We start from the raw sequence: 15,959 nt of genomic DNA, 5'->3' as shown, positions 1-15,959 counted from the left end.
GGCCTGTTAAAGCTTGGTCTCGACACTCGGATTACTCCATTGCAAACCTGCAGCGGGCGGCCGCAGGCTTGCATAGCGGCTAGAAGGACCAGCCTTGCGCCTTGACGAATCCGAAAAACTTCATGGTGGGTACCCCGTGTTCCAACGCAACATTGGGTATCTTCTGCTTCCGGTCCGGGGTATTGGGACCCTTCAGGGTTTCCTCGGTAACCACTACCCGCTGCTCTTGAAGTCCATGGGCAATGACCCAGGGGTCGGCATCGTTCTGTGTTCCGCTCACCCAGCCGGGGTGGGCCTGAGTGATGGCGGCCACCGTCAGGACCTCATCTTGATGCGTGGCGCATAGGAACCCGTGGAGGTTCTTTGCCCAGATGTGGAGGTCGTCGTCACCTCGCTCCAACTCGCGGAGGACTGCTTCGCAGATGCAGGCCTCTCCCTGGCTCACGAGGCCTTCGATTGAAGTCCATAGGGACGGGAAGATGTCGCGGGGGTAGAGCCGCTCCATGTTGATGAGAATGTTTGAATCGAGGGTGTAGCTCACTGGTTGCTCCCCTCGGTCCGGTAATACTCCTCAAACATCTGTCTGACCATGGGAATCCGTGCGTTCAGGAGGTAACTGGCATCCATCCAGTCAACTCGGGAGTCCTCCACGGCGCGCGCCACGGTGCCGATATATGTGCTGCCAAGGTCTCGGTAACGCACGCGCCAGGGGGCAGGCCCGCCGGTCTTTGCCTTCTGGTCCGCTCGGCTCTTGGCCCAGACTGCGTCACTCTCCCGCCAGATGAATTCCAAATCGTCGTCATCAATTACATTCAATGTCCGGAGGCGGATGCCGGCGGCCAGAAAGCTGACCTTGAAGCGCGCCGCTACCTTGGATGCTAGGTCGCTGGGCTCTCCATCCAAGGTCTGTACCAACGCCGTGACCTGCTTGTAGGGCATGAGGAAGTTCGCTGCGAACGCATTAGCGATGGCCTCTTCATTCACGTCCTCATCCAAATCGCACAGCCCGCTGGTTTTGTTGGCAAGGTGTGCCACCTCATGGAAGAGGGTGAACACCTTGCCGTTGTTGGAATCGGATCCGTTAAGGATGATAACGGGCAAGGAATCGTGCTGGATGGACAGGCCTCGGAATGTGATGAGAGGCACCTTGGTCGTCTGGAACACTAGGTAGCCATGGTGCTCCAGCAGTCCTCGCCAAAAGTTCAGTACCTGGTTCTGGCCATTCTCGGGGGGACGAACTCTTCGCGGAGACCGAGATGGGTACGGAGCTCGCTGGCACGCTTGCGGTACGTGTCCCAATTGATGGAACCCACTCGGGCTGTCTGCTCCGGCGCTCCCTGGAGGTCCAACACTGTGTCGCGGTGCTGCTCCGCGCGACGCATTTCGCGCGCCAGAAGGGGTGGGAGGGGTTCCGCTCCACGCCCACGAAAGTCTGGGGTCTGTGGAACGTCCGTGGACGTTGGCGGAGGAGCGAAGAAGAAGGCCATTGTCCGGTCCAACTTCTTAGCAATCTTCTCTAGCTGCTTCAGGGTCGGCTGCTCATCGCCAGACTCAAACGCAAGTGTCCGTTCGAGGGTCGTGCCAGCGGCGCTGGCCACGTCCTGGGCATCCAGGTGCATGACGGAGCGCGCCCAAGTCAGTGTGGCCCCGTTGATGGGTGCGCGTGCCATGGCGTTGCTCCTCCCTGAGTGACGGCCGGCGGCGGCAGGCCGGGTGCGAGTAACCTTGTCCCAATCATATGTTTAGGCACTGACCCTCCAGCGCTATCAGTCCGGCGCTCCCGTCGTATCAGCGCTAGCGTTGCTGATGGCTGTCGTTGCGGAGCCTGGGGGCGCTCCTGCGCCGGCGGTTCCGGCGATGCGGCGTGGGATCATGGACCCATGGCTACTGATGACGCCGAGCGCGCGCCGAAGGTCATCCGCTGTGAGCACTGGTCCGAAGACGCTGGTCGATACTACGGCTGGCACCACCATGAGGGTCCCCACGCGTGCGACTGGCGGAACCACGACGGAGAGTGCCCGTACCAGGCGAGCGTTGGCGGTAGGGCGAACCTGTAGTTCCAGCTTGCAGAGCTGCGTAGGCGTGCGTGACGGTCAGCCTGTACAACAGCCTGCGCCAGCCAGTTCTCCATCGGCCCGCCAGTCACCTCGGGTGCTATCGCGGTCGGCAGCCGTCGATGGAGTGCCTGCGAGGCGGCGACACCCCTGAACCCCCAGGTCAGAGGCTTAGAAGCCCGCTCCCCGGCAGCCGCTCCCCGGCAGCCATGGGGCAGCCTTAGCACCAAAGATTCCGCAATCACCGGAATGCGGTGGAGTTCCGATTCAACGTCTGATCGGCTTCAGAGGCCGGTGAGGTGGCCGGTATCACTCACGCTCGCGACCGCCCACTCGCCGGCCGGGCGAGGCTGGAGCTCGGTGATGCTGGCGTTCGCGATCGGGAGTTTCAGCCAGGCATCGGCCGGAGCGCCGAGCGCGTGGCTGACGAACGACCCGATGACGAACGCGTGCGTGACGGCGATGATCACCTGATCGCTGCTCATCTCGGTGAGCTGACGCCACGCGACGGCGATGCCGTCACCATCGATGTCTCGCTCTTCAACCGGTGTCTCGTCGAGGAAGTTCCTGCGATGGGGCGGATATTCACCCAGTCGCTCGGGCGACGGATGGGGAGTCCGGTCGTCCAGAAGGCTGGTCAGCTGCACCGGACTGTCAAGCGAATGGCCCAGTATCTCGGCAGTCTGGCGAGCCCGGCGACGAGGTCCGTGCAGAATGGCGTCAGCGCGCGTGCGATCGAGCCGCGCGGCGAGCAGAGAGGCTTGTCGTCGTCCGGTGGCACTGACCCGGCGGGTCCGCCGTCTCATGCCCCGCAGCCTGCGCGTGTCTGATCAGGATGATTGTCGACATCAGGTCACGGTAGCAGGGCAGTCCGCGTGAGATCCCGAACGATAGACACCCCGTGGCCGGGCGATCAGTCACACCAATCGCGCCATGCGTCGTGATGCCGAGTTCTGACGCCATCCGGTGGAGTTCCGCCCCTTGGCTAGTAGTGCCCCCATCTGGCCATTGAGAGCCGTCGTCTAGAAAGACCTTCGCACCGTCGGGGACTTCGTTGATCGCAATCGTCTCGAGGACGGCCCAGAGCTTGAAGTAGCGAGAGTCCTCCTGCCTTTCGCGCCGGGCTTCAAGATGCAGATTGACATATAATTCCACTTCGGGTGCCGTGGCCACAGCGCTACTAAACCGGAGGACTTCGCGAGAGCTTTCACCGCCCATAAATCCGCCGAGGAGGTTCCCGGTGTAGCCAGGCTGCCTTCGAGGCGCACCAGGCGCGCGCGAGAGCGAGCGATTGGGGTCGAGCCACGGCTGGCATCAAGCGGGACTATGTCATCTCGTGCGGAGACGGGTAGCGCATCACCGATCAGGCTGTCCTGTGCTGAGACTCGGTCGAACTCGGTCCTCGAACTGATCCTCTGGGCGTGGGACACGCAATCCGAACCGAGGCGAGCGGTCCCTCCGCAGCATTCCGGAGGGACCGTGGGCGGGCTCAGCCCGCGGCCTTGCGGATGTGCTCCGTGAGGGCCTTCTCGGTCTTCGGCGTCAACGCGAGCAGGGCGAATGAGGTGACCCACAGGTCTCCGTCGTCGAGCTGCGCGGCCTCTTCGAAGCCGACAGTCGCGTATCGGGTCGTGAACTTGGACGCCGGCTTGAAGAACACCACGATCTTCCCGTTCTCGTTCGCATATGAGGGGAAGCCGTACCAGGTCTTCGGAACCAGCTGCGGAGCCACCTCGGCGACGATCCGGTCGATCCCCTCCGCGAGTGCGCGATCGTCGTCCGGCAGGGCGGCGATCGCATCGCGGACCGCCTTCGCGCCCGCAGCGCGGTTCTTGCCTGCCTTCTCCTGCGCGCGAACCTCTGCGGCACGCTGCTTGACGGCCTGACGCTCCTCCGCCGACAGCCCGGTGGTCTTCTCAGCCATGTCTGGCACCTTTCTCGATGGTGATGCGCGAGTGCATCTGCATAAACGCTACGGATCGGCTCGCGCCCGTTCTTCTCGATTCCTGATCGATCACCGATGGGGCGGGAGTTGCATGTTCAATCAGAAGGCTTCGGCCGCCGACGGCCCGCCTTCGTCTCCGACCGGCGGTGCTTGCCCTCCAGCCGACGCCGCTGCGAGCCCTTCGTCGGGCGGGTCGAGCGTCGCACGATGTTGGGCTTCACCGACGCGCGAAGCAGCTGCGCAAGGCGCTCTCTGGCCGCCACGCGGTTCTGGCGCTGCGAGCGATGCTCGGCGGCGCTGATGATCAGCACCGTTCCCACCAGACGTCCGTCCAGTCGGCTGAGCACTCGTTCGCGCTGGACATCATCCAGAGCGGCCGTCGCGGCGATGTCGAAGCTGAGCTGCACGCGTGAATCCGTCGTGTTCACGCCCTGTCCGCCCGGGCCCGACGCGCGGGAGAACTGCTCGACCAGCTCGGATGCCGGGATGAGCAGCCCGTGGGGAGCCCCGGGACCGGGCAGAACGCGCAGATCGTCCATGCCCCCAGTCTGACCCATGCCGACTGCAGGCCGCCCGGGCGAGCTCGCACCGAGCGAGTTCACGCCGGATGTCAACCCCTCCATCCGGGCATCGCTCCGGCGATAGCGTCGCACCATGTTCGATCGTCGGCTCACGACGAGGATGCAGAGGAGGCAGCCCATGGCACAAGCGAAGAAGTCAGCGACCAGGAGCGCTGAGAGCAAGAGCGCGAAGGCGCCGGCTGCGAAGCCCACTCGCAGGCAGAACGCCGAGAAGGGCTTCACCGCATCGGCCACTCTCACCGACAACCTCCAGGCGGTGCTGGCCGACCTGATCGAGCTCTCCCTGCAGGGCAAGCAGGCGCATTGGAACGTCGTCGGCCGCAACTTCCGCGACATGCACCGCCAGCTCGACGAGATCATCGCCGCAGCGCGCGCCTTCAGCGACACGGTCGCCGAGCGGATGCGGGCGCTGCACGCCACGGCAGACGGGCGAAGCGCCACCCTCGGGCAGACCACCTCTCTGCCGCCGTTCCCCGCCGGCGAGGTCTCCACAGAAGACACCGTCGGGCTGATCACCCAGCGGCTGGAGGCGACGGTCGGCACCATGCGCGAGGTGCACGACCAGGTCGATGACGAGGATCCCACCTCGGCCGACATCCTGCACGAGATCATCGAGAAGCTCGAGCAGTTCGCCTGGATGGTCAGCGCCGAGACGCGCACCCCCGCCGGTCGCTGACCCAGGGTCGCCGATCCCCACGGCGACGCCCGCAGACAGGTTCATCCCCAGAGAACTTGTCTGCGGGCGGCTGCGTGAATACGGTGAATGAGGCGACGCGCGATCCGTGCGGACGGCCACCGCGAATCACCCAGGAGAGCAGGCGCCCGTGACCCAGACGAACACCTTCGAGCCCGACGACCGCGCCGTTCCGTTCGTCGACGAGGGCGAGGGGCCCGTCACACTCGCGCTGGTCACCCATCGCGACCTCGCGGCCGACGGTCTCGGTGTCATCTCGCACTACCTCGCCGAAGAAGCCGGCTTCCGGGTCGTGAGGATCGGAGCCCGTGCCGCAGCGAGGAGCTCACCGCGAGCGAACGAGCGGCGGATGCGGTCGATGTGCTCGACCACCTCGGCATCGCCGACACCTGGATCGGCGGACACGGTTTCGGCGGAACCATCGCGAGGACTCTCGCCGCCGAGCACCACGATCGCATCAACGGATTGCTGCTGCTCGGAGTGGAGGATGCCGACATCGCGCCGGCTCCCGGCATCCCCGTCCTGATCATCCAGGCATCCGACGACGAGATCACCCCCGCCGCGCACGCCGAGGCGCTTCAGCGCACGGCGCCGGAGCGGATCAGCCTGACCCGCATCCCGAACGCCGATCACTTCTTCCCCGCGACTCACCCGATCGAGACCGCGGTCGTGATCGAGGAGTACCTGGACTGGGACTGAGCCATCACCGCACGGACGCGCTCCGCGATCGAGGTGCGGACCTCGGCGCTCCCCGACATCAGCCGTACGATCGGAAGGTGGATGCAGAGCGAGAGTCCGAGGAGATCTATCTCGCTGGCGGGTGCCTGTGGGGAGTGCAGGCGTTCGTCGCGACACTTCCCGGGGTGACATTCACCGAGGCGGGCAGAGCCAACGGCACCAGTGCACGCATCGACGGCGAATACGACGGTTACGCGGAATGCGTGCGAACACGGTTCGACCCGGCGGTCGTGAGCGTCGAACAGCTGATGGCGTACCTCTTCGAGATCATCGATCCATACAGCGTCAACGAACAGGGCCCGGATGTCGGGGAGAAGTACCGCACCGGCGTGTATTCCACACAGCGCACCCACCTCGAGCGGGCGCGGGCCTTCATCGCCAGCAGAAGCGATGCGGACCGTGTCGCCGTGGAGGTGCTGCCGCTGGGCAACTACGTGCGAAGTGCCGAGGAGCACCAGGACCGGCTCGCGCGATTCCCCGAGGACTCCTGTCACCTCTCCGCGGAGCTGCTGACCAAGTACGCGAGATGACTCAGCCGCCGGGTCGGCCCCGGCTGAGGGGACCCGGCCCGGTCAGGGCAAGAGGATCAGGCGGCGGGCTTGCCGATCCGCACGCGCCACACCTCGGGTCCCTCCTCGAGGTAGTCCCAGGTGAACTGGCCCTTGAACTCGGCGTCGAACTGGTACCACAGCGGTTTCGGGTCGTGATCATTGATCAGCTCGAATCCCTTGCCGGCTTCCAGCTCGTGGTAGTTCTGCAGAATCAACTCGTGACGGCGCTGCGGCACATCGTTGCGTACGTCGAGCTTCGGATCATTGCTCATCTGTCCTCCTGATTGGTGGGTGAACTGCGGTATTCGGATTCCGGTCCCTGTGGCAGCCGGACCAGGTAGTGCATGGCGCCGTTGAGGCGCTCGGCCTGGCGGGGATGCACATCGCGAAGAGCGAGCCACGTCTGCGCGGCCAGTCGGTTGGCCGCATCAGGGTCGCCCCTGTGGCCGAGCGTCCGCAGCGCCTTGATCAGGAAGCCGACCGTCGTGGCCAGTGCCGCGTCGTCGCCTGCTTCGAGTTCCACGTCTTCACCCCTCACGATTAACCACGGGTATTCCCGTGTTTATTATGCTCCTCGTAGGGAGGATCCGCTGCCGCGCGGCACTTCCGTGAGGTGTGGGCGCAGCATTGCGGTGAACCCCTCATTGATGACGATGGCCGGGAAGGTGCGCTTGCTCGCCGTCGTGGTCGAAGATGGTGAGCACCTCCGCGGGGCCACGGTATGCCTCGAGGAGATGCGGGGTCATGGTGGAGAATTCGACTGCCTGTCCCGGTAGCACCAGAACTGTCCTGGTGCCCAGCGTGAGGCGGATGGCACCGCTGAGGACCGTGAACCACTCGTAGCCCGGATGCACCTGCGGCGCCGGTGAGTCATGATTCTCTGTGAGGCGCATCTTGCCGATGGTCACCCCGCGACGATCCCGTTCGCGGGACAGCAGCCAGAATGTGGCACCGCCGATGGACTCGGGTTCGGGTCGGATGACGACGTCCTCGTCGCCCTCCGGTTCGACGAGCTGGTCGAGCGATGTTCCCAGCGCCTTCGCGATCGCGACCAGCTGCTCCAGCACCATTCGCTGGCGACCTGTCTCGATTCGACTCAGGGTCGAGGGCGAGAGATGGCAGCGTGCGGCGAGGGTGTCCAGCGTCCAGCCTCGCGCGATGCGAAGTCCGCGGATGCGCTGCCGGACGATCGATTCCGTCTCATCTTGCGACATATGCAAGATGCTATGCGCAAAGAGAGAATGACGCCTAGCGTTGTCCGCGTGACCCACACCGAACAGTACGCCGCACCGGCGCCGTGGCAGGACCTTCCCGCAGGCTTTGCCGAGCACCTCGAGCTCGAAGCACGACTGAGCACCTCACTGAGGAACTCGAGCCTCGAGCGCGCGCAGGCCGCACTGGATACGCCTCCCGCACACGTCGTCGACCTCGGGTCCGGCGTCGGAGCGGATGCCGTGGCGCTCGCCCAGCGTTTCCCCACGGCCCGCGTGCACGCCCTCGACGTCTCCGACGAGCTGCTCGCCTGCGTGCGAGCAGCCGCCACGACAGCCCAGGTCGCGGACCGGGTGGATGCGCACCGCGTCGATCTGAACGACGACTGGACCGTGGAGATCCCGGACGGTGCCGACCTCGTGTGGGCCGCGCTGTCTGTGCATCACCTCGACAATCCCGCGAAGGCGCTGCGTCGCGCATACTCCGCGCTGCGCCCGGGTGGGGTGCTCGTGCTGGCGGAACTGGCGGCTGCCCCGAGCCTCGACCCGGACGATCTCGGAAGCGGACGCGCCGGGCTGCGAGAGCGCATCCTGGACGATCGGCCGGGGCCCGGGTACGCAGGCGCCGATTGGGCGGAGCTCCTCGCCGACGCAGGCTTCGTCCCATCGGAGCAGCGTGAGCAAGAGCTCGTCGTGGATGCCTCCACGAGTGACGGGGCTCGATATCTGGAGCATCAGGTTCGCTCGCACCGTGATCACCTCGCCGACGATGTCTCCGGTGAAGACCGGGCCAGCCTCGGTGAGGTCCTCGTCTCGATCCGGGACGGTGCGTCCCCGGTCTCGTACCGGTCAGCTCGCACCGTCTGGGTCGCGGCCCGGCCGCAGGCCGAGGGCACCGTCGATCAGCCGGCGGACATCGACGCGGAGGTCGCTGTCGTGGGCGGCAGCTATGCCGGGCTCGCAGCAGCGATCATCCTCGCCCGTTCGCGGCGCGATGTTGTGATGATCGATGAGGGGCAACCCCGCAACGCATCCGCTGACGGCGTGCATAACCTCCTGGGTCACGAGGGAATCTCTCCGCGCGAGCTGATCGCGAAGGGACGCGCAGAGGCCGAGTCCTACGGCGTCCGGGTCGTCGCCGGTCGCGCGACCGGGCTGTCCGGCACGGTCGATGATTTCACCCTGCGGTTGGGCGACGACAGACCCCGCATCCGCGCCCGCCGTATCATCCTCGCCACGGGCCTGGTCGATGAGCTACCCGACATCCCCGGGGTGCGCGAGGGATGGGGGAAGACCGTGCTGCACTGCCCGTTCTGCCACGGCTGGGAGGTTCGCGACCAGCGCATCGGGGTCGTCTGCCGTGACGAGATCGGCATCCATCAGGCGATCCTGTTCCGTCAGCTCAGCAACCGCGTTACCTTGTTCCTGCACGAGGCACCAGAGCCTACGGAGCAGCAGTCGGCGATGCTTGCCGCAGCGGGCATACCAGTGGTGCGCGGGCGCATCGAGAAACTCGTCGTGGAGGGCGCGGAGATGCGCGCCGTTCGGCTCGAAAGCGGTGAGAGCTTCGACATGGACGCGGCCGTCGTGGCGCCTCACACCCACGCTCGGACCGGGCTCTTCGAATCGATCGGAGGAACCGCCGAGCAGACGCCGTTCGGCACGCAGATCCCCGCCGATCCGCGCGGCGAGACGGCGGTGCCGGGAGTCTGGGTGGCGGGCAGTGGCGGCCAGCTGACGGCGATGGTGAGCGTCTCCAGCGCATCTGGGGTCACCACCGGCTCCGCGGTGCACGGCGACCTCGTCATGGCAGATCTCGATCGCATGGTGCGCTCGCGCCACGACGACCTCCCGTGACGCGGCTCCGACTCGACACGGAGCAGCCGGGTACGCGAAGCACGTGGCGTGGCACACGCATGCGGAATACTGGAGTGGACGGCGATCGCCGTCGTGCGACGACCTGAATGCGAGCGGACGATGAGCACAGCGGCGGAGGCCGGCATCGCATCGTCGTCACCTGTTCGCGACTCGATCGCGCACCTGGCGCCGGGCTACTTCGCCGCCGTGATGGGCACCGGCATCGTCTCCATCGGACTGCACGCTGCGGACATCCACGCGCTGTCGGCAGTGCTGATGTGGATCACCGCCGCGCTGTACCTTGGCCTGTGGGTGCTGTACCTCTGGCGGGCGATCGCGCATTGGCCTCGCGTCGTCGCAGATCTGCGCGACCCGGAGGTCGCGTTCGCCTATTTCACGGTGGTCGCGGCCACCGACGTGCTGGGGGTGCGTCTCGCCCAAGACGGGATGCATGCCGTGGCGGGCCCGCTGTTCCTGTTCGCCGCGCTGATCTGGTTCGTGTTCGGGTACGTGCTGCCATGGCAGGTGCTGATGACCCGCGATGGCAAGACGATCCTCGGCCAGGCCAACGGCACCTGGTTCATCTGGGCGGTGGCCAGCCAATCGCTGGCGATCGGAATGACGCAGCTGCGTCCACAGGTGGATGCCGAATTCGCCCCGTGGGTGGGACTGCTGGCCGTGCTCGCCTGGTCGGTCGGGGTGATCCTGTACGCGGCGATGGCGATGCTCGTGCTGCTGCGCGTGGTGCACTTCGGAGTCACCCCGCAGCAGTTCGACCCCGCCTACTGGGTGGCGATGGGGGCGCTGGCGATCGCCGTAGTGGCGGGAGCGGGCATCGTGCAGATGGAGCGCACGCCGCTCGTCGACGCCGTGCGGCCGCTGATCGCCGCCACCGTGGTGGTCTTCTGGGTGTTCTGCCTGTGGCTGATCCCGTTGCTGGTCGGCGCCGGCGTCTGGCGGCACGCCCTGCACCGCGTGCCGCTGCGCTACGTTCCGACGCTGTGGTCGATGGTGTTCCCGATGGGCATGTTCGCCGTCGCATCGCTCTCACTGGGCGAGGCGGATGCGCTGCCCGCAGCCGGCGCGGTGGGCCAGGTGGCGCTGACCGTCGCCTTCGTCGTGTGGGCGGCGGTGTTCTGCTGGATGCTGGTGCGCCTGCTGAACGTGCTGTGGTCGTCGGTGCGCGCGCCCGCGCCGAGCGCAGCGGCGTAGCGGCCAACTGCTCCTGAGGGCCGCCCGTTCTTGGCATGCGAAGGGCCGCCGTCCGAGGGAGAGACGGCGGCCCTTCAGATCACCGCCGGTCAGACCGGCTGGGGGAGCAGCGTGAACGACACCGCCCCCTGCTCGTCGACGCTGGCGTCGAGCACCTTGTCGTTCAGCAACTCGGCGGCGGCGTGCTCCAGGAAGACACGGATCTCGTCATCGCCGATGACCTCATCTCCGGGCTCAGGAGTGGGAGCGATGGTCACCGCGAAGCGCGGCTCCGCTTCCGTTCCTGACGAGTGGATGCGCAGCCCCGCATCCGGCGTCGTGCTCTGCTGTGCGACGATGGTCGCCGCGATCGTGTTGGCGTTCTCGGTCAGGGTGAGCATGCAGCTCTCCTTTCGGCCACGGACACCGCACCGTCCAGCGCGGTGTCCGGGCCACGATTCCGCACCTGCTGCGCGCATGCAAGTTGAGCACGGCGACTCTGAGGGATTTCACATCTCGGAGGCGGGTCGGTCAGTCCGCGTCGCGCCGCAGGTGCCGCGGAAGAGCCACCCACAGCAGCAGGATGACGACGACGCCGAGGCACACCGCGACGATCGCCACCGGCCGGTCGACGGTGACATCGAGGATCAACGCGACCACTCCGACCGTCACCGCACCGATGACCACGAGGTTCGCCTTCACCAGACGATTCGCCATCCGCACAAGATCCACCTTGCGGTGCTGGTGGAACAGCATCCGGTGCAGTCCCACAGGTGTGAGCGCGAGCACCGTCGCTGTGGCCGCGAGCAGCACCAGCACGATGTACAGCGTCCGCTGCACATCGTCCAGATGCTCGAACCGCGGCTGGAAGGCGACGGCCAGCAGAAAGCCGGTGAGGATCTGCGTGCCGGTCTGCATGACCCGCAGCTCCTGCATCAGCTCGTTCCAGTTGCGGTCGGCGCGCTCTGAGGGCGTCTCGCCCGGTCGCCGTTGCGCTGCTTCCATCTCCGGAACGGTACCCGCGGGCGCGCCGGATGGGAAGAACGGAGAGTCGCGCGGAACCCGCGGCGACAACGGCGCCGGCCGCTCCAGAGCGGCGTACCATCGAGGGATGGCCGATCAGAAGGTTCCCGAGACACCGGCGCCCGGTGAGGGGCTCAGCGCGCCCGCATCGCTGCGCTGCTGCAGGGCGAAGCCGCAGCGGGCGTGTGCGTCGACGGATACTGCACGCTGCCCTCGGCGGGTGCTGCGCGCAGCGCTTCCTCCGACTGAGCGCAGCGCTTCCTCCGACTGAGCGCCGCTGGGTCAGTGACCCGCGTGGGCGGGTGCTTCGGTTCCGGCATCCTCCGGCTTGCGGATCAGGAACGCGCCGATGATCGTGACCGTCGCGATGACCGCGCCGATCGTGATCGACGTCCGAGTGCCGGCGGCGACCGCGGTGGGCACCTCAGTGCCGCCACCCGCCGTCGTGATCACCGTGAACACCGCCATCATCACCGCGATGCCGGCCGCGCCCGCCACCTGCTGCACCGTGCCGATGACCGCGCTGCCGTAGGAGTAGAACTTCGGGTTCAGCGAGGCCAGGGCGGCCGTGAACAGCGGCGTGAACGACAGCGCGAGTCCGACCGAGAGCAGGGTCTGCGCGGCGAGCACCAGCCAGACGGAGCTGTCGACGGTGAGCGTCGTGAACACCCACAGCATGGATGCCGCGAGGATCGAGCCGGGAATCAGCAGCACTCGAGTGCCGTGGCTGTCGTAGATGCGCCCGATCACCGGGCCCAGCAGTCCCATGGCCAGCGCGCCGGGCAGGACCACGAGCCCGGCATCCACCGCCTTCAGACCGAGGCCATCCTGCAGGAACAGCGGGATGACGGTGATGCTGCCGAAGAACGCCAGTGACAGCAGGAACATCTGCGTCATCGCCAGCGAGAAGTCCTTGGAGAGGAAGATGCGCAGATCCATCAGCGCGTCGTCCTTGCGCTGCAGGATGACCTGGCGCCACAGGAACAGGCCGAGCCCGACGACGCCCACGACCAGGGCGACGATCAGCGGCGTCGAGCTGGTGCCGTTGCCGAGTCCGCCGATCTGGCTCAGCCCATAGACCAGCCCGCCGAAGCCGAAGGCCGAGAGCACGATCGAGAGCGCGTCGATCGGCGCGCGCATGGTCTCGCCGACGTTGGTCAGCCAGCGCCATCCGATGAACATCGCCACCAGAGCGATCGGCAGCACGACGACGAAGATCGCGCGCCAGCCGAAGTGATCGAGCAGGAAGCCCGACATTGTCGGCCCGATCGCCGGGGCCAGTGAGATCACCACGCTGACCCGCCCCATCATCCGCCCGCGGGAGGCGGGCGGCACCAGGGTCATCACGGTCGTCATCAGCAGCGGCATCATGATCGCCGTGCCAGAGGCCTGCACGACCCGGGCGACCAGAAGCATGGGGAACCCGGTCGCCAACGCCGCGATCAGCGTGCCGCCGGAGAACAGCGTCAGGGCGCTGAGGAACATCTGCCGCGTGGTGAAGCGGCGCAGCAGGAAACCGGTGGTCGGGATGACGACCGCCATCGTGAGCATGAACGCGCTGGTGACCCACTGCGCCGCGATCGGCGTGATGTGCAGGTCGGAGATCAGGTGCGGGATCGCCATCCCCATCGTCGTCTCGTTGAGGATGGCGACGAACGCCGCCGTCAGCAGCACCCAGATGACGGCCATGTCCCTGCGCGGGATGGTGCCGGACGTCTCAGGAATGATCGTGGATCCGGTGTGAACGGCAGACATGTGTCTCCTGTGGGAGGGGCGCGGTGTGGGTGACGATTCGCGGTCGCCGGAAGCGGATGCGAGAACACGGCTGGAACGCAGCCGCCCAAAGCGGATGCAGAGGTCAGCCGTTCATCATAACCCGCTCCGGACCGGGGCCATTCCCGCCAGGACGACTTTTCTCGGAGCGGTCGTGCGAGGCGACGATGTCGGCGTCGCGGACTAGCCTGTGAGGATGAGCATGGGCGGTGGGGGCGGCGGACGCGGCGGCGGCTTTCGCGGGGTCGACGAGGAGGCCCAGCGTCGTCGCAATGCGGAGGCGCCGAAGGTCCCCGGGCTCGGCCGCCGTGTGGTGGCGCTGTTCACCCCATACCGCGGACGTCTGATTCTCACCGCGCTGCTGGTCGTGGTGGGAGCCGGCGTCGCGATCATCCCCCGCTGCTGGTGCAGAGCATCTTCGACGACGCGCTGTTCCCGGCGGGTGGCGCCGGCCCCGAGATCCCGCTGCTCATCCTGCTCGTCAGCGTGATGGTGGGGCTGTTCCTGCTCTCGGCCGTGCTGGGTGTGGCGCAGACGTGGCTCACCTCCACTGTGGGCAACGAGGTCACCGGAGACCTGCGCGTGCGGCTTTTCGAGCATCTGCAGGGGATGGAGCTCGGGTTCTTCACCCGCACCAAGACCGGAGTCATCCAGTCCCGTCTGCAGAACGATGTCGGGGGCGTGTCGGGGGTGCTGACGAACACCGTCACCAGCATCCTCGGCAACACCGTCACCGTCATCGCGTCGTTGGTGGCGATGATCCTCATCGACGTGCGACTGACTCTGATCGCCGTGGTGATGATGCCCGTCCTTGTGCTCATCCAGCGTCGGGTCGGTCAGGTGCGGGCGCGCATCGCCGCCGAGACACAGGAGTCGCTGTCCGAGCTGACCAGCATCACGCAGGAGACGCTGAGCGTCTCGGGAATCCTGCTGTCGAAGTCCTTCAACCGGCAGCGCACCGAATCGGTGAGGTATCAGCGCGAGAACGTCAATCAGGTGCGCCTGCAGGTCAGACGGGCGATGAGCGGCCAGGGGTTCTTCGCCGTCGTGCAGGTGCTGATGTCCAGCGTGCCCGCCGTCATCTACCTGGTCTCCGGGTTCTTCCTCACCGGCGGAGCGCCGGACATCACCGCGGGGACGATCGTCGCCTTCACCACGGTGCAGGCGCGGCTGCTCATGCCCTTGATGGGCCTGATGCGCGTCGCCCTGGATCTGCAGACCTCGGGTGCACTGTTCGCGCGCATCTTCGAGTACCTCGACATGGTGCCGCAGATCACCGACGCACCGGATGCGATCGACGCGTCGGACGCACCCGGGCCTCGCGGGCGTATCGAGTTCGAGAATGTCGTGTTCCGGTATCCGGATGCCGGCCCCGACGCGCGCCCCACCCTCGACGGGATATCGTTCACGGCCGAGCCCGGCAGCCACGTCGCCTTCGTCGGGCCTTCCGGCGCGGGCAAGACGACCATTCTCTACCTGGCGCCGCGGTTCTACGAGGCAGCAGGCGGCGTGGTGCGCTTCGACGGCGCCGACGTGAAGTCGCTGCGTCACGAAACGGTGATCGATGAGATCGGCATCGTCTCGCAGGAGACGTATCTCTTCCACGCGACGATCCGCGAGAACCTGCGGTACGCGAAACCGGACGCCACGGATGAGGAGCTGGAACGTGCTTGCCGCGCCGCGAACATCCACCACATCATCGCCGGATTCGAGAAGGGCTACGACACCGTGGTGGGCGAGCGCGGCTACCGGCTGTCCGGCGGTGAGAAGCAGCGCATCGCCATCGCACGGGTGATGCTGAAGGATCCGCCCGTGCTGCTGCTGGACGAGGCGACCTCGGCGCTCGACACCGTGTCGGAGCGCGTCGTCCAGCAGGCGCTGGACGCTGCCGCACACGGCCGCACCACCCTGTCGATCGCGCACCGGCTCTCGACGGTGATCGGTGCCGACGTGATCCACGTCGTCGAGGCCGGGCGCATCGTGGAATCCGGCACCCACGCCGAGCTGCTCGCCGCGAACGGCCTCTATGCGTCGCTGGCCGCGCAGCAGATGGCGGCGACCCGGGTTCTCGAAGAGGGCTCGGACTAACGCCTCATCACCAGGCCAGAGCGTCGGCGAGAGCAGGATCCGGGCGAACGGAGGCGTATTCGGGAAGGGCGCGCAACCACTCCTGGAACGTGTCGAGCGCGGCCGGGTAGGCGGGATCCGGATGCTGCGCGGCAATGCGCAGCAGCGGGGAAGATCCATCGCCAGGATCAGCTCGATGCGGGTGCGCACGGCATCCGGAACCCCGGCCGCAGCCAGCACGTCGATGCCGCCGCGCAGTGCCGTGAGATAGTCG

The 15,959-nt window shown here is 66.6% G+C and carries 16 protein-coding genes and 1 pseudogene; 6 read left to right on the top strand and 11 right to left on the bottom strand.

Annotation, left to right across the window (positions count from 1 at the left end; genetic code table 11):
• Window positions 1-79: 79 nt before the first annotated feature.
• From QUE33_RS07205 to arfB, 5 genes are all read right to left on the bottom strand, one after another.
• Window positions 80-541: a DUF4411 family protein gene (locus tag QUE33_RS07205; protein ID WP_286302789.1), complete on the bottom strand. Its 462-nt coding sequence runs from the start codon at window positions 539-541 to the stop codon at window positions 80-82.
• Window positions 538-1,164 (bottom strand): ImmA/IrrE family metallo-endopeptidase, encoded by a 627-nt coding sequence (locus QUE33_RS07200; RefSeq protein ID WP_286302788.1) that lies wholly within the window; start codon window positions 1,162-1,164, stop codon window positions 538-540. Before QUE33_RS07200 ends, QUE33_RS07205 begins: the two co-directional genes overlap by 4 nt.
• 1,174 nt (window positions 1,165-2,338) lie before the next feature.
• Window positions 2,339-2,860, bottom strand: a complete 522-nt coding sequence (locus QUE33_RS07195) for a histidine phosphatase family protein (RefSeq protein ID WP_286302786.1) — start codon at window positions 2,858-2,860, stop codon at window positions 2,339-2,341.
• Window positions 2,861-3,543: 683 nt separating this feature from the next.
• Entirely contained in the window at window positions 3,544-3,978 is a 435-nt protein-coding gene (locus QUE33_RS07190; protein ID WP_286302784.1) for a hypothetical protein, read from the bottom strand.
• Between the two features lie 116 nt (window positions 3,979-4,094).
• Window positions 4,095-4,538: an alternative ribosome rescue aminoacyl-tRNA hydrolase ArfB gene (gene arfB / locus QUE33_RS07185; protein ID WP_286302782.1), complete on the bottom strand. Its 444-nt coding sequence runs from the start codon at window positions 4,536-4,538 to the stop codon at window positions 4,095-4,097.
• Between the two features lie 160 nt (window positions 4,539-4,698).
• Here arfB and QUE33_RS07180 point away from each other — a divergent pair, with 160 nt between their 5' ends.
• The 3 genes from QUE33_RS07180 (at window position 4,699) to QUE33_RS07170 (ending at window position 6,542) form a co-directional block, all read left to right on the top strand.
• A complete protein-coding gene (locus tag QUE33_RS07180; RefSeq protein WP_286302781.1) occupies window positions 4,699-5,256 on the top strand; it encodes a Dps family protein in 558 nt (185 codons plus the stop codon).
• An 87-nt stretch (window positions 5,257-5,343) separates the two neighbouring features.
• Window positions 5,344-5,973, top strand: coding sequence for an alpha/beta fold hydrolase (locus QUE33_RS07175; RefSeq protein WP_286302780.1), 630 nt, complete (start codon window positions 5,344-5,346; stop codon window positions 5,971-5,973).
• 77 nt (window positions 5,974-6,050) lie between these two features.
• Window positions 6,051-6,542, top strand: coding sequence for a peptide-methionine (S)-S-oxide reductase (locus QUE33_RS07170; RefSeq protein WP_286302778.1), 492 nt, complete (start codon window positions 6,051-6,053; stop codon window positions 6,540-6,542).
• A 56-nt stretch (window positions 6,543-6,598) separates the two neighbouring features.
• Here the strand turns inward: QUE33_RS07170 and QUE33_RS07165 are convergent, their stop codons facing one another.
• From QUE33_RS07165 to QUE33_RS07155, 3 genes are all read right to left on the bottom strand, one after another.
• Window positions 6,599-6,835, bottom strand: a complete 237-nt coding sequence (locus QUE33_RS07165) for a DUF2249 domain-containing protein (protein ID WP_286302776.1) — start codon at window positions 6,833-6,835, stop codon at window positions 6,599-6,601.
• Window positions 6,832-7,086: a hypothetical protein gene (locus QUE33_RS07160; protein ID WP_286302774.1), complete on the bottom strand. Its 255-nt coding sequence runs from the start codon at window positions 7,084-7,086 to the stop codon at window positions 6,832-6,834. The genes QUE33_RS07165 and QUE33_RS07160 overlap by 4 nt, the downstream gene beginning before the upstream one ends.
• Window positions 7,087-7,204: 118 nt before the next feature.
• Window positions 7,205-7,777, bottom strand: a complete 573-nt coding sequence (locus tag QUE33_RS07155) for a helix-turn-helix domain-containing protein (protein ID WP_286302773.1) — start codon at window positions 7,775-7,777, stop codon at window positions 7,205-7,207.
• A 48-nt stretch (window positions 7,778-7,825) separates the two neighbouring features.
• On the opposite strand from QUE33_RS07155, the gene QUE33_RS07150 reads away from it, so the two are divergent.
• The gene (locus tag QUE33_RS07150) at window positions 7,826-9,631 is read left to right on the top strand and encodes an FAD-dependent oxidoreductase (RefSeq protein WP_286302771.1); all 1,806 of its coding nucleotides are present in this window, start codon (window positions 7,826-7,828) and stop codon (window positions 9,629-9,631) included.
• Window positions 9,632-9,751: 120 nt separating this feature from the next.
• On the top strand, window positions 9,752-10,843 hold the full coding sequence (locus QUE33_RS07145; protein ID WP_286302769.1) for a tellurite resistance/C4-dicarboxylate transporter family protein: 1,092 nt from the start codon (window positions 9,752-9,754) through the stop codon (window positions 10,841-10,843).
• A gap of 89 nt (window positions 10,844-10,932) precedes the next feature.
• On the opposite strand, the gene QUE33_RS07140 is transcribed toward QUE33_RS07145, so the two are convergent.
• The 3 genes from QUE33_RS07140 to QUE33_RS07130 form a co-directional block, all read right to left on the bottom strand.
• Window positions 10,933-11,223, bottom strand: a complete 291-nt coding sequence (locus tag QUE33_RS07140) for a Fe-S cluster assembly protein HesB (protein WP_286302766.1) — start codon at window positions 11,221-11,223, stop codon at window positions 10,933-10,935.
• A 130-nt stretch (window positions 11,224-11,353) separates the two neighbouring features.
• Window positions 11,354-11,827 carry a DUF6328 family protein gene (locus tag QUE33_RS07135; protein ID WP_286302764.1) on the bottom strand — a complete coding sequence of 158 codons (474 nt, stop codon included), beginning with the start codon at window positions 11,825-11,827 and terminating at the stop codon, window positions 11,354-11,356.
• A 300-nt stretch (window positions 11,828-12,127) separates the two neighbouring features.
• The gene (locus QUE33_RS07130) at window positions 12,128-13,600 is read right to left on the bottom strand and encodes an MDR family MFS transporter (RefSeq protein WP_286302763.1); all 1,473 of its coding nucleotides are present in this window, start codon (window positions 13,598-13,600) and stop codon (window positions 12,128-12,130) included.
• Between the two features lie 220 nt (window positions 13,601-13,820).
• On the opposite strand from QUE33_RS07130, the pseudogene QUE33_RS07125 reads away from it, so the two are divergent.
• Window positions 13,821-15,706: pseudogene (locus tag QUE33_RS07125) on the top strand (ABC transporter ATP-binding protein).
• Window positions 15,707-15,959 lie beyond the last annotated feature (253 nt).

Origin of the sequence: Microbacterium suwonense, from assembly GCF_030296555.1 — a bacterium.
Taxonomy (GTDB): domain Bacteria; phylum Actinomycetota; class Actinomycetes; order Actinomycetales; family Microbacteriaceae; genus Microbacterium; species Microbacterium suwonense.
The sequence above is the reverse complement of the archived record's forward strand: the minus strand, read 5'-3'. Positions and strand labels throughout refer to the sequence as shown.